This is a genomic window from Pilosibacter rotomagensis (genome assembly GCF_045062245.2).
In the GTDB taxonomy this organism is placed as follows: Bacteria; Bacillota; Clostridia; order Lachnospirales; family Lachnospiraceae; genus Pilosibacter.
This window is the reverse complement of the sequence record NZ_CM170323.1, coordinates 2,345,997-2,367,618: the sequence shown is the minus strand read 5'-3', so window position 1 is coordinate 2,367,618 and position 21,622 is coordinate 2,345,997. Positions and strand designations below refer to the sequence as shown.

At 37.6% G+C, this 21,622-nt stretch carries 9 protein-coding genes; all 9 read left to right on the top strand.

Annotated elements, in window-relative coordinates; translation table 11 throughout:
- The first annotated feature begins 1 nt into the window (after position 1).
- The 9 genes from ACI3EW_RS10600 to ACI3EW_RS10560 all read left to right on the top strand — a co-directional run bounded on the left by ACI3EW_RS10600 (position 2) and on the right by ACI3EW_RS10560 (position 21,564).
- Positions 2-886, top strand: coding sequence for a DUF4007 family protein (locus tag ACI3EW_RS10600; protein ID WP_405580013.1), 885 nt, complete (start codon positions 2-4; stop codon positions 884-886).
- The gene (locus ACI3EW_RS10595) at positions 883-4,389 is read left to right on the top strand and encodes a hypothetical protein (RefSeq protein ID WP_405580010.1); all 3,507 of its coding nucleotides are present in this window, start codon (positions 883-885) and stop codon (positions 4,387-4,389) included. Before ACI3EW_RS10600 ends, ACI3EW_RS10595 begins: the two co-directional genes overlap by 4 nt.
- A 2-nt stretch (positions 4,390-4,391) precedes the next feature.
- Positions 4,392-5,522, top strand: coding sequence for an aminotransferase class V-fold PLP-dependent enzyme (locus ACI3EW_RS10590; RefSeq protein ID WP_405580007.1), 1,131 nt, complete (start codon positions 4,392-4,394; stop codon positions 5,520-5,522).
- Between the two features lie 332 nt (positions 5,523-5,854).
- Entirely contained in the window at positions 5,855-7,528 is a 1,674-nt protein-coding gene (locus ACI3EW_RS10585) for a hypothetical protein (protein ID WP_405580004.1), read from the top strand.
- A gap of 17 nt (positions 7,529-7,545) precedes the next feature.
- Positions 7,546-8,964 carry a hypothetical protein gene (locus ACI3EW_RS10580; protein ID WP_405580001.1) on the top strand — a complete coding sequence of 473 codons (1,419 nt, stop codon included), beginning with the start codon at positions 7,546-7,548 and terminating at the stop codon, positions 8,962-8,964.
- A gap of 104 nt (positions 8,965-9,068) precedes the next feature.
- Positions 9,069-14,405, top strand: a complete 5,337-nt coding sequence (locus tag ACI3EW_RS10575) for an ATP-binding protein (RefSeq protein WP_485662948.1) — start codon at positions 9,069-9,071, stop codon at positions 14,403-14,405.
- Positions 14,406-14,442: 37 nt separating this feature from the next.
- The gene (locus ACI3EW_RS10570; RefSeq protein ID WP_405579992.1) at positions 14,443-15,297 is read left to right on the top strand and encodes a hypothetical protein; all 855 of its coding nucleotides are present in this window, start codon (positions 14,443-14,445) and stop codon (positions 15,295-15,297) included.
- An 18-nt stretch (positions 15,298-15,315) separates the two neighbouring features.
- Positions 15,316-19,929, top strand: a complete 4,614-nt coding sequence (locus ACI3EW_RS10565; RefSeq protein ID WP_405579989.1) for a tetratricopeptide repeat protein — start codon at positions 15,316-15,318, stop codon at positions 19,927-19,929.
- Between the two features lie 186 nt (positions 19,930-20,115).
- Entirely contained in the window at positions 20,116-21,564 is a 1,449-nt protein-coding gene (locus tag ACI3EW_RS10560) for a ParB/RepB/Spo0J family partition protein (protein ID WP_257326596.1), read from the top strand.
- The last annotated feature ends 58 nt before the right edge of the window (positions 21,565-21,622 follow it).

Sequence of the window (21,622 nt, the reverse complement as noted above, 5' to 3'; positions counted from 1 at the left end):
AATGATCAAACGTAAATATAGATTAAAAGGACATGAATCCTTTATTTTAAGAGATGGATGGCTGACAAAAGGAATTCAGGCAGTGGAAAATGATAGCGGAGTATTCTCTAAGAATTCCGGCGCCGATGCCCTTGGGGTAGGAACGAACATGGCAAAAGCAATCCGGTACTGGATGCGTACTGCGGGTGTGACTAGAGATGTCCCACAAAAAGGAGTACAACTTACTGAATTGGGAAAAGTCATCGCCGAGTATGATCCTTATATTGAAGATACATTTACACTTTGGGTTTTACACTGCAAAATAGTAGGAAATTTTGAGCAGGCAACGGCATGGAATGTATTCTTCAATAAAATGGATTTGACCTCTGCTTTTACTCGTGATGATATGTTTAAGATGGAACAGGAATTAATCCTGGAGGAAACGGGGGAAGAGGAAGTTTCGGAACGTTCCCTTCGAGATGACTGTACGGCTATTTTATCCATGTATTCTGAAAAAGGAGAGCAGGGTGATGATCCGGAAGACAAGAAAATCAGCCCTTTTGAAGAACTGGGATTAATTTCCAGAGTAGCCAAGGGAAAATATGTGAAGACCAGACCGGTCATGAATAAATTGGATCCTCTGATTATTTTGTTTTTAATCATGGAAGAACTGAATGCGAACGGCAGCATGCAGATCGATTATACAACGGATGGTAACAATATGCCAGGAAAGCTCTTAAATCTGAACCGGATTATGGTGAATGATTTTCTGGATACTCTTCAGGCAAAAAAATTCATCATTGTGAACCGAACAGCCGGGCTTGACATTATATATCCGGATCAGAGCAAAGAACTGACGCCGGTGGATTTACTTACCATGCATTATGAAAGGGGTATTACCTCATGAGACTTGCAGATTTAGTAAAAATTGATCACCGATTTGAAAAATCAGTGAACCTGCTTCTCGACTTAAATGATGAGAGCAAGCTGAAATTATATATTCCGACCCGTTCTTCCATAAAATTACTGACGGAGTATCTGGAAGAAGTGGATACTTTTTCAGGTAAGAGGGCAAATATCCTCATTGGCCCTTACGGAAAAGGAAAAAGCCATTTGCTCTTAGTCTTACTGGCTATTTTGTCCGGGAATGATACGGACGAAATGAGACAGCTGATTGAACGAATTGGTAATCTTGATGACAATGCCAAGGAAGAAATAGAAAAGGTATATAAAGCTAAGAAATTACTTCCGGTCATTATCAATACGAGCAGCGGGGATCTTTCTCAGGCATTTGTAAGAAGCTTAAACCAGGCTCTGAAACGTGAAAAGTTATCCGATGTTGTGCCGGACAACTATTTCTCTAAGGCATTGTTTACCATTGCACAGTGGGAAAAACATTATCCGGATACCTATAATGCGTTTAAAAAAGCGTTTCAGGATCACCCAGAGACAGTTATGAATGGGCTTGAAGCGTATGATTATGATTCACTGAATAAGTTTAAAAAAGTATATCCGACGCTGACTTCCGGCAGTGAATTTAATCCAGAAATAGAAGATGATACACTAACAGTATATCGTTCAGTTAATAAACAGCTTTGCAACAAACATGGATATGATGGTATTTATATCATTTTTGATGAGTTTAGTAAATACATTGAAGGACATACAGCAGAAGGATTTTCTGCAGATATGAAAACACTTCAGGACCTGTGTGAACTTTGCAATTCGTCGAAAGAAGAACAGCTTCATTTAACCTGTGTGGCACACAAAGCAATTCGCTCGTATGGAGATTCTTTGTCGAAAGAAGTAAAGAATGCATTCCTCGGTGTAGAGGGGCGTCTGAATGAAATGCAGTTTATCGTATCTTCTCAGAATAACTATGAACTGATTGCCGACGCAATTCAGAAAAAACCAGAGTTTGACAAATGGGTTGCGGAAGCAGAAGCATATCAGAGTATGCTGGATCATTCCTATCAGGTACAGGAACTGCGTACCTTATTTGATAAAAAAGATTTTGATGAAATTGTTGGACGTGGTGCATTTCCACTGACTCCGCTGTCTGCATGCTTGTTACTCCGACTCAGTGAAAAAATAGCACAGAATGAACGGACGCTGTTTACATTTCTGACAGGGAAGGATCTTTACAGCCTGGCAACGTATGTGGAGCGATGCAGTAATATTGAGTTTGCTGGGGCACCGCTTATTTATGATTACTTTTCACAGCTTTTAGAGGGAGAGAAGGACCAGACGGTTCACAGGGAATGGTTGAATGCAGAAAATGCAATCGGAAAAATAGAAGATGAAGATGCCAGAAAAATTTTGAAGGCAATCGCTGTTATTCGGATGATGAACCAGCCGGGAGAGTTCCCGGCAAATGCTGAGTTTCTATACCTTGCAACCGGGTTGGAGAAAGAGCGTTGTGAAAATGCAATCGCCTTCTTATGTAGGGAAAAGATCATAACTTTCAAAGAAAATGATAAATCTTATGATTTTCATGACAGTATCGGCGTGGATTTGCAGGAAATTGTTTCCGATTGTGTGAAAAGACAGTTTGCGAATATAAATGTACCGGATGTTCTAAATCAGATCAATAAACAGAAATATATTCTTCCAAAGAAATATAATCAGGATCATTGTATGACTCGCTATTTCCAGGTACATATTATGAATTCTGATTCATTTATGGCATTATCATCCATGGAATATTTGACAAAAGAGAATGAACCGGATGGATATTTATTTTTAATTCTCAATGGCCATAAGGAAAAACAGTCGACTATCAAACGGCATCTTGAGGAACTGGGCGATCCATCCGTCATGGCGGCGATAGTTGAACAGATGCCATATATAAAGGAAAAAGCGCAAAAATTTCTTGCAGTACAAAAATTACTATCAGATCAAGTGTTTATAAAGGAAAATGAAACTGCAACAGTAGAGTTGGAGACATGGAAAAAGAGCCTGATTGATGAGCTGAATAATGTGATTGCAGACATTATAGATCATATTAGTGTTCTTTATACTCCGAACGGAGCAGAAAAGATTGGAAATAAGCGTCTAAACCGTGTTGTCAGCGATGTGGCAGAAGCTGTATACAATAGAACTCCAATTATCAATCATGAATTGATCAACCGACATAATATTACCGCGCAGACATCCAAGGCGAGAAATATTATACTGGATGATATTTTTCATTCAAGGCAGTTTGAACAGTACAGTACCGGCACGAGTGCGGAATCGACCATTTATCGTGCTTGCCTTGGTGCAACAAAAGAAGACGAAAATCTGTTGTTTATCAGAAGTAAAATTACGGAATTTATTCATGAAAGCAAAGGAAAGAAGAATGTGTTTGCTTCTCTGGTGAATAAATTGACCAAAGCGCCATACGGAATGCGTCGTGGTGTTCTTCCAATCTACATTGCAGAACAGATCATGCAGCTTGAGGACATGCCAGTCATCTATCATGATAAAACTGAGATTGCATTGAGCCCGAAATTAATCGTGGACGCGGTGGCAATGCCGGAGAATCATTATCTCTATGTGGAAACGGAGACAGTTGAAAAGTTGGAGTACATTGAAGGAATGGAAAAACTTTTCTCAGAGTATGGCAATTACTGCCGGGAGATTGAAAATATGAACCGCCTTGCAAGATTGAAATGCTTTATGCAGGCATGGTATCGATCTTTGCCGCAGGCAGCCACCACATTTCAAATAGAAGATTATCCAAGACAGGATATGCGTAAGTTGAAATTATTCCGTAAAGCTTTGACCGGAGAACCAAATCCGAGAGAACTGATTTTTGAACGGATCCCGCATATTTTTGGAACTGACAGTCTGTTAGAAGCTTTGAAGGAAGTAAAAGATGCCAAAAAGGATCTTGATGCACATACAAGAAAATTAAAAAAGAAAGCTGAAAAAGTTGTGAGAACAACACTTGACTTGCCAAAGGATGCTGATTTTTTACAGAGCTTAAAAGTATGGTATGAGAATATACCTGCGAATGTCAAAAACAGCATCTTACCAGCAGTGTCACAGAGCCTTTTAAACTGTATTCGCGACATTACGGGAAACAATGAAGGGAATCTGATAGAGAAAATTGCAAAAACAGCAACAAATTTCTTTATTGAAGACTGGAATGATAAGATCATCTCTGAATTTGAAAGCACATTAAAAGCATTGGTATCCGATCTGCAGCAAAGAGAAGAGGCGGTAAGCCCGCAAAGTAAAAAAATCAGTATTTCGACTAACGACGGAATCAAAGAATGGTTTTATGATTTTGACCCGAATGAGTTGTCTGCTTCCGGAATCTTCTTCCAGAGTGCACTTGATGACATGGTGGATGAATACGGGGCATTGGATAATAGCGAGAAAATTGGTATTCTCATGAACCTTGTAAAGAAACTGATGGGGTAAGTATGATGATTTATCTTGATAATGCAGCGACATCATTTCCGCGACCGGAGCAGGTCTATCAGGAAATGGATCGCATTAACCGGACACTTTCCGTGAATGCCGGACGTGGTGGATATAAAGCTGCCAGGGAGGCATCTGCGATTATTTATGATACCAGAAAAAAACTGGCAGAGCTGTTTCATTGCACCAGGAAAGCGGATGTGGTATTGACCCCGTCCGTGACCCAGGCATTCAATCAGGTTTTGAATGGATTGGATATCTCGGAACATACCGTGATATACATGACTGTATACGAGCATAATGCTATTGCCCGCACGGTTGAAGCCATCCGGCAGAAAACCGGATGTACAGTAAGCATGATTCCAGTGGAAGAAAAGACTCTGGAAATTGACTTAAAGAAGACGGAATATCTGTTTCATGAAAAGAATCCGGATATCGTGATTTCCACGGTCATCAGCAACGTGACCGGATATATGCTTCCGGTGAAAAGCTTGTTTGAACTGGCAAAACATTATCATGCGACGACGATAGCGGATGCCGCACAGGCAGCGGGACTGATTGATCTGGATTTCGATGAGATAAACGCGGATATCGTGGGTTTTGCCGGCCACAAAACGTTATGTGGACCATTTGGAATAGGTGGATTTATCATCCGAAAAGATGTATCATTAAAGTGTATATTAACGGGCGGAACAGGCAGCGATTCATTAAATTTATCAATGCCCCAGTCTGCTCCCGGCAGATACGAGGCAGGAAGTGAAAATATTGTAGCGATTGCTGGATTGCATGCGGCACTGGAATGGCTCCGTATAAATCAGCATATGGAGCGTATCAAAGAATTGACAGATTATCTGGTAGATGGTCTTTCAAGAAATCCAGACGTGACAGTCTTTGCATCCAGTCAGCAACTTGGAATCGTATCTTTTGTTATAGAAGGCTATGATTCGGGGGATATCGGTCAGATACTGGATGATGAATTCGATATCGCGGTACGCACAGGGTATCATTGTGCACCATATATCCACGAATATTTAAAAGACAGTTCATATGGTGGGACAGTGCGGGTCGGTATAGGCCCATTTAATACAAAGGAAGATTTAGATGCGTTGTTGGATGCTATCGAAAGTCTGTAAGAGGAATAATGAGATTTATTTTGATAATGTAGAAATGTCATTTTTTAGTCTGGAATTAGTATATGTCGAAATGAATTGCATTGACCGTAATCTTTCAGTTAACGCCTGTCGCGTCGAGGTATATAGCAGGAAGTATTCTCAATGATGAATATGACATCGTTATGCGTAGGGGATATCATTGTGCTCCACATATATTCACGACTATTTAGGTGATAAGCCTTACGCGGGGACAATTCAAGTTTGTATAGGACCGTTTAACACAGATCAGGATATCGATGATTTGGTAGAAAGTTTGGAATCATTATAACAGCATGTCCTGGAAAGGATAAAATATGAACGATTTTGTGAAATATCTTAATGGATTGCACAACTATAATGCGCAGAATCAAAATGCATATGGAGAAAAAAATGTACAAAGCCCCTATTATGAACGTACCCAGGTTCCAATTGATATTTGCCAGCATATTATAAAGTTAATCGAAAAAGAAGAACCTCATATTGTCATTCTGACAGGACATGCTGGAGATGGTAAAACTAGTATTATGTATCAGGTGTTGGAAAAATTTGGTGTTAACATATTATATAGCCAAGTATCTGAGCAAGCGATTAAAGAGATAACAACCGAATCTGGAAAAACAGTGACATGTGTTAAAGATTTTTCTGAATTATCAGATGAGAAAAGACTTAGTACGTTAGAAGAATTAACGGAAGGACTTGCAAATAAAAAATATGGTTTTCTGGTTGCTAATACGGGTCCTTTAATTAATACATTTGGATCTTTGTTTTGTGATGAAGAAGAGCAGGATCAGGCACGGATGGATATCATCGATGAAATGGACTCCAACACAGGAGCAATACAAAATATTCATGGATATCCAATGGCAATAATAAATGTTGCAGCAATAGAAAATACCGAATTTGCTGAAAAATTTTTAAATAAAATACAGAATGAAGAGTTATGGATAGACTGTGAAGCGTGTGAAAAAAAGGCATACTGTCATATTTGGAATAATCATCAATTGATTCAGGAAAATAAAGACAGAGTGTACGAATTCATTCGGTATTATTATATTTGGCAAAGTGAATATGGAACACGTCTAACTATACGAAGTATGGCTGAACATTTGTCTTATGTATTTACTGGTGGAGATGGATGTGAAGATGTGGTGCCAGACAAGCTGCATAAGAAACTTTTTTCAAACCTTTTTTTCGGATATGAAGGTATCATTTCCAATCCTCTTGCAGAGAATGTTATAGCGGTACGCTTGGCTAAGGAAAGTGATGTTTATCTGAAACGCCTTCGGGCAGATGAAGAACTTCTTATTCGTAGAAATTATGAACACTTGTTTGGAGTTTCATTGAATAAAATAATAGCAGATGTGGATACATATACAGAGCTTAATCAGGAGTGGGACAATGAGTTACGACGGATGTATTTATTTATGAGCATTGTAGCAGATGAGCAGCATAAAAAGGATATTGAAGATATTTTTTCAAAACAGTTTTATCCGTATTATATGATTCGAAATGAAGATGCAAAACCGTTAAAAGCTCAAAAAGATTTGATAATTGATGCTTTGCGTATGATTTATACTGGTACAGTGAGTAAGCTAGATAACACGATTCCAATTACTATGAGCTCAGAAAGTGGCATCAGTCAGAGCGTTCAATTAATTGCAGGTAAATTAAATGTAGGTGATATTGATATAAAAAAGAAACCTGATTCGGATATGAATAAAGGAAAGAACAATTTATATTTAGAAATCAAGAACTTTCATTTATATCATTTGACGTTGCCAATGCTGGATCATTTTGAAGAGTTGAGAAAAGGTGTTATAGCTACGAATATTGATCCACAGTTGTCACATGGAATTGAAAATCTTAAAGCAACACTCCTTAGTATAGCTGACACCGATGAAGATAGACTCGATATGTTAGTTATGAGTAATACAGGATATACTCAGGAATCTCTTGTAATAGAAAATGGAATGATCGAATTACAATAGTGAATAGGGAGGTTTCAATGGAACTCAACATAAAAACATTTCCGGCAGGTTTTAATGCTAGCAGTGATAAAATGTCTGTTTCTGCCGAAATCTATGGCAATCGTTTTCACGCCGATCAAACATTGTATGAATATTTGATCGAATTTTTATTGATTTTTGTCTCGGCTGATGATGATCCAGTTAATCCAAAAGAAAAACTGCATTTTCATTCTCCGGACGCTATAGGTAATTTATCTTATACTGTAGAACCAAGAATGGGATTGAAGCGATTCATATTTTTTGATAAGAACAAAAAAGGTGATATTACAAAAATTGATCAGGATGCATATTCAGAACTTATAAAAGCTCTAAAAGAAAAAATAGATGATCAAGATGAAGAACAAAAATCCAATATTCTTGAATCTTTACAAGATCTTTTGCATGGATATGCTGTTATTCTAAAAAAGAGGACTTGGTGTGCACAGGCAATGCTTCCATTATGTCCTGAGTTGGTTTTTTGCGAAGCAATGCCAAAGAAAAAAGAACGTGCAAAACTGGTTTGGAATGAATGTAAAGATGGAGATGAAAGCGACAAAATTAAAATAGACTCTTGTTTTGATTTCTCAAAGCGTAACTTCCTTGCGCGTGGTGGTGAACTTTATTATCTCCATTTATTACAAGGCATGCAAGGACACAACGATAAAAGAGTACGTTTGGAAATGCTTCTTCGAGAACAATTGATTGCTAATGGAAGTAAAATGTCTCAAATTGCAAACTTTGTTCAGAATACATGGGAAGAATACATGGAATATAATGAGCATCCGACTGAAAAAATTCATATTTCCTTCATTCCAGAAACGGCATATAAGAATGTTGGCACTGATAGCGTAGATGAATTGATTAATTTTATGTCTTGCAATATGCATCCGGTAAGTAAAATTGAACTGCTTTCCAAGGGGGTTATGATTCAGGTTTTAAGAATGCTTTCTGTTGCAACAACCAATTATCTTGGTTTAGAACGTGAGTGCTGGATCGTGGATGTCGGCAATATGAATGCGAGCGTTATCAAAAAAGTTGCAGCAAATAGCTTTGCTAAAATTCAAGGAACATTTACGACAGCAATTGGACAAACAAAAACCATTGCTGCATTAACTGATGGTGAAGAACGTCTGAAGTATATTGTAAAAGCTAGAAAAGATTCTTTCGATATTTTTAAATCAAAAGGGAAAGAATTACAGTGTATTATTCCAACATCGGGGCCATATGAGCGGTTCGCCTTACCAGAGGATTGTATTAGGTTTTTAGTGTTAGCATTAATTGCACCGCAAAAGAAAATGACACTGGATATGTTCTTAGAGGAGCTATATAAAAAATATCGTATTATTATTGGACCTACTCAATATAAGAAATGTAATAATGAAGATATGGATGTAACGCTTGCTAATAGTTTCAATTAAAATGTTTTAGCATTTCAAGAATTTTTGAAATCTACTGGATTTTTACGAGAACTATCTGATGCGACATCTATTGTCATTAATCCTTATAAGGAAGGAGTGAAATAGTGCGTTATATCATTGAACAAATATGTGAAATCATTGTGGAAAAGCAACCAGATACAAATGATGAGGCGATTGTATTGGTGAATGGTTTCGAACAATTAAATTACTATGCGGAGCTAGCGGCGGCGTTAGAAAAACATTACATTGGTAGTAACTATTCAATCAATATAAAACTTGCAAAGAAAAAATGGGACGAACTTTCGACATCTTCTTCTGCTGGGTCACAGGATATACAGATGATGGAGCAACATGGATGGGTTGCAGATAAAGAAGGTGTTACATTCTATCGTAACCAACATAACGTTGATATTTTGGTTTTACTCGGCACTGAAGATGAAGAAGATACTGGGGGACTTGCAAACTGCTTTCAGATTACACCTGACAGTCTTTTAGCAAGACTGGATGGCGCATATCATAAAATATTTAGAAAATGCTTTACATCAGATTTAGAAACGGGTGCTCAACAGTGCATCGATAAAGCCTATAAGTCATTGTTCGAATATGTACCAGCGGATATTTGTAAACTGAGCGACTTTGCAGATAAATGGAATGGAACTTTTAATACTATTAATGAATTCTGCGAAGAGTTTGGAAAAAGTCTGCAAAATTGGGGAATGCCAAATCGAATAAATGTTCCGTTGAAACCATCAGATTTTAATAAAACACGTAATGTCTTACGTGATGAAAGGGAGTTTATCAGCGGAAAGCTTTTTCAACGTCTTTCTCAAAAGAAATATGCAGGTTTGCAGAAAAAAATCGCCGAGTATGAAATGAATGGACGTTATGCCGGTAATGGAACAAATTGGTTTGCGTATGGATTAGATGATTATGGCGAATTTTCTAAAGTTTTACTAGAATTCGCACGCGGTGAAAATGTTGCTCAAAATAGACTCCGTTTGCTTAAAGTGGATTATGCTATTATAGACGATGTTTTAAAACTTAAAATATCCGATACAAAAAATGATAGGATTTCTGATAAATCAATCACAGGGGATCCACTTACAGTGATGTTATCTACAGCCTTAATTGCATTGCAAGATGCGAAAAGAAACGATAAAACAGAAATTGCGAAAATTTGTTTTCATTTTAAAGAGGCAAGCATTGTAACTGGATATACAGATGTTGATGATATCGAAAAAAAGGAACTACTTGTTGAAGTATGGAAAAATATTTGTGTTCATGTAAATGGGATTTTCGAATTTATTAATCAGAATGAATGGAAAGCGTTTGGCAATTCCATAGACATTACATGTGATACTGAAGATTTTTTTTCTCCTCAAGAAGCTGAAAATAAAACCAATAGTGTAGTAAGCGTATCTACCGGAACTAATACGTTAAATAAAATAATATTCGATGTGAGGGTGCTTGATAATCACGGAAATTTGTTAAGCAATCATAAAGAAAATATTAATAAATTAATGGATTATCATTACACGTGGAAATTTAGTTCGGATGCTGCTTGGTTATTTGATTTTAAGGATATTGTTTCGGAGAAATCATTTATTGATATTGGTGCTAAACGTGTTCCGATTGGAGTAATGAAGCGTGCTAAAAGTACAACTGTAATACGAAGTGAGGAAGAGTTCTTCGATCTGTATGGGGAAGAATCAGTTGATTTTTCTTTTGACTTAGAGAAAAATATTTCCGAATGGTTGAAAAACGCTGAGTACACTATAAAAAGTTATATAATATTATTTGCTAATCTCGGCGAAGCATTTTGCAAATTTGTTCAAGAGATTTCAGAAAAGGGTTTCTATAATTGTATATGCGGCGATGTTATTACCAATTTTTATCAGCGGTATACAGAAATTGCGAATAGTATTCTGCAATATAAATTTAGTGAAAATCAAGAGTGGGTCAAAGATGCCTATCTTCAGGCATTTGCCATATTGGATTCTTCCAATTATATTGAGAATGAAGATGACTCTGAATGTGTAATTATTCCACCGTGGCATCCAGTCGCAATACAAAAAATTAAAGACCAGAAAAGATTCTTGATAGATGGATTGAGTCAGAAAATTGCAGAGGCTGATGAAAATAATTCATTAATGAATATACCTAACCTTATAGAGCATTTCAACCAGATGACAAAAATTCAGTCAACGATTGATTTGTTTCCAACCAAAGGAAATGAATATATGGGGGTTCTTGGCACATTTGGTAACTTTTGCGTATATGGTAATGAGAAAAATACAGCTTTGGTCAGAACTAGAATTAAAGATGTTCTGCGCAAAGAGGCTATTTATGATGAAGAATTTAAAGCGTCTGAATTGACCCAGATGAACGACGATGCAAAAATGCTTTATGATGTATTACTTGATTATAATAAAGCAATGCCATCAGTACGACGTTCTCTTAATATCGTGTTCTTAAATCCTCCTGAATTGCAGCCCATTATTTCAGCTATATCCAAATACACGAAAGATATTCGTCTCGAAGATGAAATAGCTGCAATTAATATGAAGCTTTTTATTCTTGTAAGGCCAGAAAATAAAGGTGGAAAAAATTATCTTACGTATTGGATGGATGAATATTTTGCAGAGGATAAAAATACAAATGTTCGCATTTATATGAATGAATGGTCGGGCTACAATGAATTATGCAAGCTTATGCCTGAGAATAGTGATATTGTTTTTAACATGGATCTGTTACATGCAGCGTCATTTCATTTTATTTCGAATCCTGGAAAAACAATAAGTAAAATAACTGATTGTCGTTTCCCTATTGTTTATAAGCCATCACCGTTGTCTAAAACATCTACGAAGAGAAAAATAGAGTTGACGCAGACACAGTTCAGTGCAGCATTTAAATATTCGCAGGTGGTTCGCTATAAGAAGAATCCAGAAAAGGCACCTAAGGAAGAAGAATACCTTGCTGTAAGAGAAACATCGGTAGATGAAAAAACTAAGCTGATTATTGATATGCTTCATACAAAGGCATATTGGGTTGTTTGTATTGATAAAGTAATGGATGGTGCTTTGCTTCGTGGTAAAGAAGGTGAAACATCATACAACATTATTGGTTTCAGTACAGGTAAGGGAATGTATGGACAATATAATTTGACGATTACAGCCAGAAATTCTATTCTTGAAACGGTAGAACGGAAACTCAGAGATCGATTAAAACGACTGTTTAAATGGCAGGATACAGACATTAATACAGCGGTTCAAACGGTTATGAGAGAGGCACGAGGGCTTGATGGTATTAGTTTACTTTCTGCGGTCAATCAGAAAAGTACAAATATTCATGAATTTATGGCATATGTTTTAACGTCTTTGCGTGAAAAGAAAATTGTATCCGATAGCGCATTAAAGGTTATTGTTCATCTTGATTCGTATAAACATTGGTTTGATAACAGCGAAAAAGATGATAACTCTAAACGTCCAGACTTTTTGTTGTTATCTGTAGCTCCAAACGGAGAATCTTTAAGACTTCAGGCTGAAATACTTGAGTGCAAAACTGCATTGTATAAAAATGCCGATCAGCATATTGAAAAGGCAATAGGACAAGTGGAACATGGACTCAAACAGCTGAAGAGCTTGTTTGATCCGAAATCGACTTCCATCGAACGTAGATATTGGTTTGCTCAATTGTATCGAGCACTTGTTTTTGCGCAAGTAACATTCTCTGATAATAGTGAAGAGTTTTTTGAACTTTCAGGAAGGCTACGAACTATATTAGATGGGAATTTTGAGATTGAATGGAGCGGAAGTATTTTGGGGTATTGGATTGATATGCCTGGAGACAAAGAAGAAATTAATGACATCCATGGTATAATTATACACCATATCCCTCAACAGTGCATACAGGAATTACTTTTGAATAAATCAGATGCAACATATGTTGATATTGATGAGGAAATAATGGATACGGTTGACGATGAAACAGACGCTGTTATAAAAAAGAAAGCCGAAGAAGAAATTGAGAAAGAACGGCAAGCCATCATTGCTAGAAAGAAAATTAAAGAGCAGATTCAACTGGTTGCTTATCCTAAAACAGTAGTAGAAGTTGATCTTTCATCGCAGAATCAGAAAAGAACAGAAGTTGATGATAATAGTGTTCAATCAGAGTTTGGTAAGATAGAAGAAGTGACAGAAATAGCTTCAAATATGCAGCCACAGTGTGATGAATCAAAAGATGAAAATCAGGAATCTCTCTTAGAATCAACATTGGCTGTTTCAAATGTAAATACAGAGGAGGGAGGGAGCAGAGTAGACGCAGTTTTGAACGGATCTCTTAAAGATGTTCGTGTTTTAATCGGAAAAGATCGAAATAGCAATGATGTGTGTTGGGAATTTGGGCATAAGGGATTATCAAACAGGCACTTACTTATTACCGGTACCTCGGGACAGGGAAAAACCTACTGTATCCAAACTATGCTTTATGAGTTATCAAAGACTAATATTTCTATGGTAGTATTTGATTATACAGAAGGTTTCAGAAGGGATCAGCTTGAAAAAAAGTTCATTGATAAAATGTCTGATCGTATGGATGAACAAGTGATTTATTTTACTGGTGTTCCAATCAATCCATTTAAAAGGCATGAAATTGAAATTGCTGGTATGAAAGCTCCGGAGAAAATATCTGATGTTGCTCAAAGAATTGCATCAACGCTAACTCATGTGTATGATTTTGGAGAACAGCAGTTTGCTGCAATCTATGAAGCATGTAGTAGTGGGCTTTCTAAATATGGAGAACAGATGAATATGAAATATTTAGAGAGTGAATTAAACGCAAGTACAAATAAAGCAGCAAAAACTGTTGTATCTAAGATGCTTCCGTTTCTTCATAGTGTCGAATTCTCAGGTACACAATGTGATTGGGGGGATATTCTGTATAATACGTCTGGAAAATTGACTATCTTTCAGCTAACAAGTTTTGTAAGAGATATCCAGGTGATTATCACGGAATTCATGTTGTGGGATATGTGGCATTATACCAAGAAGAACGGTAGTAAAGATAAACCATTTGCAGTTGTTTTGGATGAAGCCCAGAATTTATCCCATGCAGACAACTCACCGAGTGGAATGATACTTACCGAGGGAAGGAAATTTGGATGGTCTGCATGGTATGCAACACAGTCCTTGAAAGTTTTAAATGATGATGAAGTTACGAGATTGATGCAGGCTGCTTTTAAATTGTATTTTAAGCCAACAGATTCAGAAATCATCCCTATGGCAAAACAGCTAAATCCTAACGATGCAAATGAGTGGAGATCACCGTTATCTAATCTAAAAAAGGGAGAATGTATTGTTGTAGGAGACCGGATTCAAAGAGATGGTATTTTTAAATCAAGTAGGCCGACATTAACACATGTAACAGCATTTGAAGAAAGGTAAATTATGAGGGGCTTCGGTCCCTCATTTATAAAAGCGTATGGATAAACTAATAAAAAAAAATATAGAGTTTCATCAGACCTTTAAGCCAGAACGTAATTGCCTGAATAGCTTATTAACGGACCTTGATATATGTTCAGGAAAGGATGCACAGGAAATATCTAAAATAACAGGTATTCCAACTGGAAAAAGTAGCGGAAAAGTGGTTCCTACGATTTGTTATTTGGAATACATGGGCATGATTACAGAGACGTTGTCAAATAAAAAATACGATTTGTCATATACTGCTTTAGGTGAAACTGTAATGGCAGAGGATCCAGGGTTGATGGAGCCATTAACACTTTTGCTTATGAATTGTATGTTATTGAGAAAGTATGCAGGTGCGGAGTTATGGTACTATATCATTTGCGAAATTTTCCCCAAATATCATGGAAAAATCAGTAAATCGAACTTAGAAAAAGAACTATCAATGCATTTTCAAAAAGAAGTAAATCTTGCACCTTTCAATGGTACTTATAGCACTTTATTTGCACCATTGAAGTTCTTAAATATTGACAGTAATGAATATGCATTAGCTCACCATACTTTTAATGAAGAATATATTTATCTATATGCATATGTTCTTTATGAATATTGGGATGAATGGGCAAATTCTTTTAGTCTGGAAGAACAGGACGAGCTAAGAATTTCAAAGACGGAACTTACGGCTCCTCAGATTGATGAAGCTGGATTTAGGTTTCCGTTTGGCTGGGATGAACAAGAAGAATACAGGGCATTGGAAGCAATGCACGATAAGGGAATTATAGCTCTGAATCGACAAATGGTTCCGTTTACAGCAAGGCGTGTTTATCCAAAAGAAAAATTGATTGATCTATTATATAGCGAGTTATGCTAGGCAAAAGGGGGAAACATAATGAAACTTGGAGAAGTACTTGAATTCAGAAAAGATTTATATTTTGAAGGTGCAGTTCAAGCGGATTGGTTTTATGATCCAGAAAAAGCTTCAAAGGTTGCAGAGAATTTTGTATTTCATGGAAAAAACTATTTCGGCGTAGAGGCAAAAAGGGATAGCATTGATACGATAAGTCTGGTTAAAACTTTGGTTGGAAAACTTGGAAAAGAGGATTCCAATCCAAGAACACTGGCAATCGCTGACTATGGAACTGGTAAATCACATTTAGCAGTTACACTTGGACAAATATTTTCTGGCGCTTCTTATATGCCGGAAACATATGAGAAAATATTACATAACATTGAGAAGATTGATCCAGAATCTGCCAGTGATATTCGCAGATTAAGCAAAGATAAAAACTTTGTAATAATGCTTAATGGGATTCGTGACTTTAATCTTCATTCAGAAATTTTAAAAGCTACACAGAAGAGTCTTAAACTTTATGGAATTGATGATACAGAATTAAAAAAATTAAATCGAACAATAGAAACAGCAAACAGATTCTTTGAGTTGAATGCAATTAACCGCCTTCATGATTTTGAAGTAGCTGCAGCAAGAAGAGGCTGGAGAGAGATGGGGGAATGCTTGATTGATAAAATTAAGGATTCATTAGGTTCTGATGATATTGCATTTGAAATTATTAATGATGTTTATGAAACGACAACTGGACAGAGGATTCGTTGGGAAGAGGGCATTTCTGCGAAAGTAATTCTTGAAATGCTTCTAAACAAATTTTGTGGTTTAAATGGACAATTTGATAATGTTGTTGTTTTATTTGATGAGTTTGGACGGTATCTTGAATATGCTTCTGGTACAGATGCCGCAAAATCTGGCGATAATGCGCTTCAGGAGATATTCGAAGTATCGCAGAATGCGGCAGGAACCTTACAAATTATTGATTTTATTCAGGATGAGATAAAAGCATACCTGGATAGGGTAGATCAAAGTCGTAATTTATCTCGTTACATAGGAAGGTATGCGGAAAGTGAAACTTTTCATATTTCTTCTAATCTTGAAACCGTATTTGCTAATCTTATTTCTAGAAATAATGTAGATGCATTTAGAGATAGAATTGTAAATTGGCTTAATAGTAAAGAAGAAAACTGGAAAATCATTTATGATGTTTTAAACAAATGGACACGCACTTCTGGCATATGGGCTGATTACACTAAGTTTCGAAAAGTAATTGTTGAAGGAATATATCCCATACATCCAATTGCTGTCTTCATGCTTACTCAGCTATCAGATTATTTGCAAAACCGTTCATCACTGACGATAGTTAGTAGATTTATTTCTGATTTGTCCGATGTGGAATTAGATAAGTCGATTCCTTATATATTGCCAACAACTCTGATGCATGGAGATTTTTATATTGAAATGTTGGCAGCAGAAACAAGTGGCCGTCATCGTTCTGATTTATGTATTCGATATGATAATATTCTGAAAAAAAATGAAGCAAAGTTTGATGATTTGACAAAAACAGTTTTACGTGCGAATCTTATTACCCGGACTCTGCGTTTTAATACAAGATCATATGATGAAGCAAAAGAATCCTTAGCTCTTTGTTCGGGTTTACCCATTGAAAAAATTGAAGACGCTTTACATATTCTTGTTGATGAATATGCAGTAATGGCTTTTGATGAGATGAGTGGTTGCTTTGATTTTACCGAAGATGCAAAAGGCGCTTATGATTATAAAATTATGAAACGCCGTTTGTTTTCAACCATTAAAGTTGATATCCGAAATTTGTTTAGCACGGCATCGATTCTTGAAGTGGGCGGCTTTTTGCAAAATCAGCTGACAAACTTTAATACCGTACACAAAATCACAACAAATGAATGGTGTTTCACGCAGGAGGTTATGCTTGCAGAAGATTTAACCTCGAATATTGCCGAAAAATATATTAAGGACTGGGATTCTTCACGCAGTGTTGTTGTACCAAAGGGGCGTTTGATTTGGCTGTATCTTAATAAAGATTCAGATTACCATATTATTGAGCGGTTACAATCGATAGCGCAAAAGTTTGTAAATACACCGATTGTTATGTTGCTTCTTAATGATGTTGATAATAAATTACAGAATATCTTAACAGAATATGAAGTTCTAGATCATATGGACGCCAAGACACGAGATGCCTATAATATGATATATATTAAAGACAGAGAACGGGTACTTGATAATTTAAAGAACGCGTTTGAAGCATTAAAAAAGCAACGTGAGCAAATTACTGCAAATGGAACACGCACTCTTGAAAAACGTCTTCCGAGTGCATTAACTGAGATATTTGAAACATTATATCCGAAAATAGTGTCATTTAATTTTGACGGTTTACTAACTCAGGGCAACAACTTTACTGGTAACGGTATAAAGAATTACTGTCAGATTCTTAAAATGTTCTTATCTAATAAAGTGAATGAAGATACCATACATGATTTTCAAATAGATATTCGTAATCGTATCCAAGCACTTTTTATGATAGACGGATCGGCTTCCTGGAAGTGTATTACCTCTGAATACGCTATTATCTCACCACTTAATAAAAGTGCTAGGTCTATTTATGATATGGTAGAAACCGAATTAAATAAAAATGAATCCTACAACTGTGCTACTTTTTTTGATACATATTGCGCACCGCCATATGGATTAAGTGAAGAAGCCGCTACCATGTTCCTTGCAATGATAATTACAAATCTCTGGCATAACATTAGAGTGGAATATAATAATGTACGGACAACGGTTATAGAATGGAAAGATCATATTGTTGAGGACAAGAAACTTCATATTGATCAATTAAAAATGACTACCTTATTATGGGTAGATACCGGATCCGTGGAATCAAAGTTTTCACAGCTATTTAAGAAAATTGAATCTAACAAGGATATTTCTGAATCGAAAAAGTTAGAGAAAGAATTGAGCTCTTTAATAGAGTTTTATGGATTGCCGGAATCTATGGAGGTTCATAAGCGGCTTGCTGATTTACAGTTTGAAAAGTTCAGAAAGGCGGAGACAATATGGCTTCATAGAGTCGAAGATATTGAAACAGAATTAGATGAATCTGAAGAAAAAGCAAATGTAAATAAGACTTTGAATGCGATTGAGATGATTAATAATCTCTCTATAGCGGAAATTTTTATTAATAATGGTATTATTGTCTCTGAAGAATACAAGACACAACCTGCAGTACTTTTAAAACGTGCAGATGCATTAATCAAAGTAAACTTCAAAAATTGGTTGGATCAAAGTGTTTATTGCAAATCTATTGATCAGATGAATGCTTTTGAGAAATTTTATCAGAGATGCGCGGGTAGTTTATTAAGGTTTGGATACCCTGATTTTTCAAAACTAGTTACTGCAAAGGGAGAAAAAGAATTAAGAAACAAAGCGGAAATAAAAAGTAGGCAAGAGCTTGTGGATGACGGAAAAAAATTCTTAAAATCTTATAAGAATATGAAATCGAATGATTATTTGGAAGCAAAGAAACTGTTAAAGGACAGTGTTGAATTGCAGTCACGGTTTGAAAAATATGTAGCTGGGCTTGGTAAGGAAGCTTTAATAGTTGGAAAACAGGTTAATATTGCGACTGAAAAACTTACCACACACAAGAAAAAGATGGATGATGACATTGCATCGGTATTTGATATAGTTGCTGAAGCAGATTCTTTAGATAGCCTTGAATTAGCATCTGAATGCCTTAATACTGTATTAACTTATACAATGGCAGAAAATGATAGGAAGGAGTTTATTGATCTTCAAAACAAAATTGTTTCATTGCAGACCGATATAAAAGAAATTGCATCATATAGCAACAACCGTAAGGAATTTGAAAAAGTGGCGGAGCAATTTCGGGATAAATATTCCAATGAAAATCAAGATTACGATTTTATTCCAGTTATAGAAGATTGTATCGCTAAAACTAAAGAGAAAATTGACCAGAAAGATATTGCGTGGCGAACAAGATACCTTACTTTAGGAAGTCGGAGCAGACAAGATGTGTATGCATGGAAAGAAAATATCAAAATGCTCCCTGCTTTTTTAAGCGAGGCTACTAAAAATGATATTCTAAAGCTTGATGTAGAGGCCGAACAGATCATAAGCAATGGAAAGATTGAGGATGTGCTTCAATATTTTAATAAGTTGACAATTGATGAGCGAAAAAAATGCGTATGTATTCTAAATGACAGTGTCACTAAGGATAATATGGATACAAAGAAAATTTCCGATACGGGAATTTTTGATAAAGTAAACTTTGAATTAATGAGTGACAAAGAGATTATAGAGTATGCGGACACCAATAGAGAAAGTTTGAGCAATAAAGAAATGACGCAAATATACACTATGTTGATTGCACGAAATTGTTCTGAGATTGAATATTATCTGATGAGGGGAAGGTATTATTTATATGATGGAGAATATGAGAAGGCGATGAACGATATCAAGCATTCTCTCATCTTAGACCCTAGAAACAGTTCAGCGCATGCGTGGAAAGCAATTATTTTACAAGGGATACAAGATGGAAAAGTAGCATTAAAAGAATTAGATTATGCATATGATTACTTCCTATTAGGAACACTGTAAATACAAGGCTTTTCGGAGCCTACAAACCAGAAAAAATAATATTTGATCTATCACATTACGCAAAAAGCCGTCCGGCATGAAAAACGGGCGGCTTTTTTGCGTGGATAGACGGAAAGGAGGCGCAAAAATAACTACAAAATTTTAGCGTTCAAATTTGTGCAACTTTAACGAAAAGGAGGATCGTAAATGGCCGATGAAAAATTGAATACTGGCCCTGCGGAGAATATTTTCACGGAGGCCGCCGAGCCTATCGCCACACCCGAACAGGCCGCAGCATCTGAACCCCAGCAGGAACAGACCGAGCCTGCCATACCTGAGCCCGGCGATGTGGTTGTGTCCTTTGACAAAATCAATGAGCTTATGGCAGAAAAGAGACAGAACGCCCGCGCCGAAGTCGAAAAGGCGGAAACCCCCGAAGCGCCGGAGGCGGCAGCCCCCGGAGAAACACCGCAGCCCGCCAATACGGAGGAACCGAAAAAGCCGCGCCGTGGCCGTCCGCCGAAAGCAGAAAAGGCCGCGACTGAAAATCAAAAATCGGAGAAATCGGCTGGGGCCCGCAAGGGCCGCCCACCCAAGGCGGATAAGACGGCCCCTGACAAGCCCAAGCCGTCCAAACGAGACAAAGTGTCCCGAAGTGACGGAAAGGCCCCGGATGCCAAGGAGCCCATTAAGCCCGCACAGGATACGGCACCGAAGGAAACTGCTACTGCGGAACAGACGGCTCCCGAGCCGACCACACCGCCCCGCCCGGTTGAGGAAGGCAAGCTGGTTTATCTGAAACTTTCCGAGGTTCATCCGTTTCACACATTCCGTCCGCACCCCTTTAAGGTACGGGACGATGCGAAGATGCAGGAAATCGTTGCTTCTATCCGCGTAAACGGTGTAATGGTTCCCGGTCTTGCCCGCCCGGAGAAAGACGGAAACGGCTATGAAATTGTAGCGGGCCATCGCCGTACCCACGGCAGTGAACTGGCGGGGCTGGAGGAAATGCCCTTTATTGTCCGTGAAATGACCGACCACGAAGCGGTGCAGGCCATGAAGGACAGTAACAAGCAGCGTGACGGGATGCTCCCCAGCGAATTGGCCGCGCTGCTGGAACTCGAAGTTGAGGACATCAAGCATCAGGGCGGGCGGCTGAAAGGTGTTGCGGAAGGCGATGTCGGGAAACGCTCGGTTGAGATTGTGGGCGAGGCGCATGAAATGAACTATAAAAAGGTCATGCGCTACTTGCGGCTCAACTCCCTTGTGCCGGAGCTTCTGGATAAGGTAGACGATAAAAAGATGGGCTTCATGCCTGCCGTGGAGCTGTCCTACATCAAATCAAAAAATCAGAGGCTTATTGCTGTTTCCATTGACGGGGAGCAGGCATCGCCCTCACTGGCTCAGGCCAAACGGCTCCGGGAGCTGGATAAGGAAGGCAAACTCAACGGCGATGTCATTGACGGTATCTTATCAGAACAGAAAAAGGAGGATCGAGGCGTGATTATTTCTACTGCGGAACTGGAAAAGTATTTTGGCAAGGAGGTCACTCCCGCCAAAATGAAAGAACAGATTATGTCCCTGCTGGATGACTGGAAAGAAAAACAGCCGCCGGAGCTGGCAAAAGCCCCGAAAAAGCAGGAACTTGACAAGTAACAACTTCGAGACACTTTGTCCCGAGGGGCCCGCCCTCGCGCAGAGGCTCTGGTGGTAT

What these genes read in the sequence shown, in the direction of transcription:
- ACI3EW_RS10560 (WP_257326596.1), top strand. Translation starts at nt 20,116, where the DNA reads ATGGCCGATGAAAAATTGAATACTGGCCCTGCGGAGAATATTTTCACG.
- ACI3EW_RS10580 (WP_405580001.1), top strand. Translation starts at nt 7,546, where the DNA reads ATGGAACTCAACATAAAAACATTTCCGGCAGGTTTTAATGCTAGCAGT.
- ACI3EW_RS10590 (WP_405580007.1), top strand. Translation starts at nt 4,392, where the DNA reads ATGATGATTTATCTTGATAATGCAGCGACATCATTTCCGCGACCGGAG.
- ACI3EW_RS10585 (WP_405580004.1), top strand. Translation starts at nt 5,855, where the DNA reads ATGAACGATTTTGTGAAATATCTTAATGGATTGCACAACTATAATGCG.
- ACI3EW_RS10595 (WP_405580010.1), top strand. Translation starts at nt 883, where the DNA reads ATGAGACTTGCAGATTTAGTAAAAATTGATCACCGATTTGAAAAATCA.
- ACI3EW_RS10600 (WP_405580013.1), top strand. Translation starts at nt 2, where the DNA reads ATGATCAAACGTAAATATAGATTAAAAGGACATGAATCCTTTATTTTA.
- ACI3EW_RS10570 (WP_405579992.1), top strand. Translation starts at nt 14,443, where the DNA reads ATGGATAAACTAATAAAAAAAAATATAGAGTTTCATCAGACCTTTAAG.
- ACI3EW_RS10565 (WP_405579989.1), top strand. Translation starts at nt 15,316, where the DNA reads ATGAAACTTGGAGAAGTACTTGAATTCAGAAAAGATTTATATTTTGAA.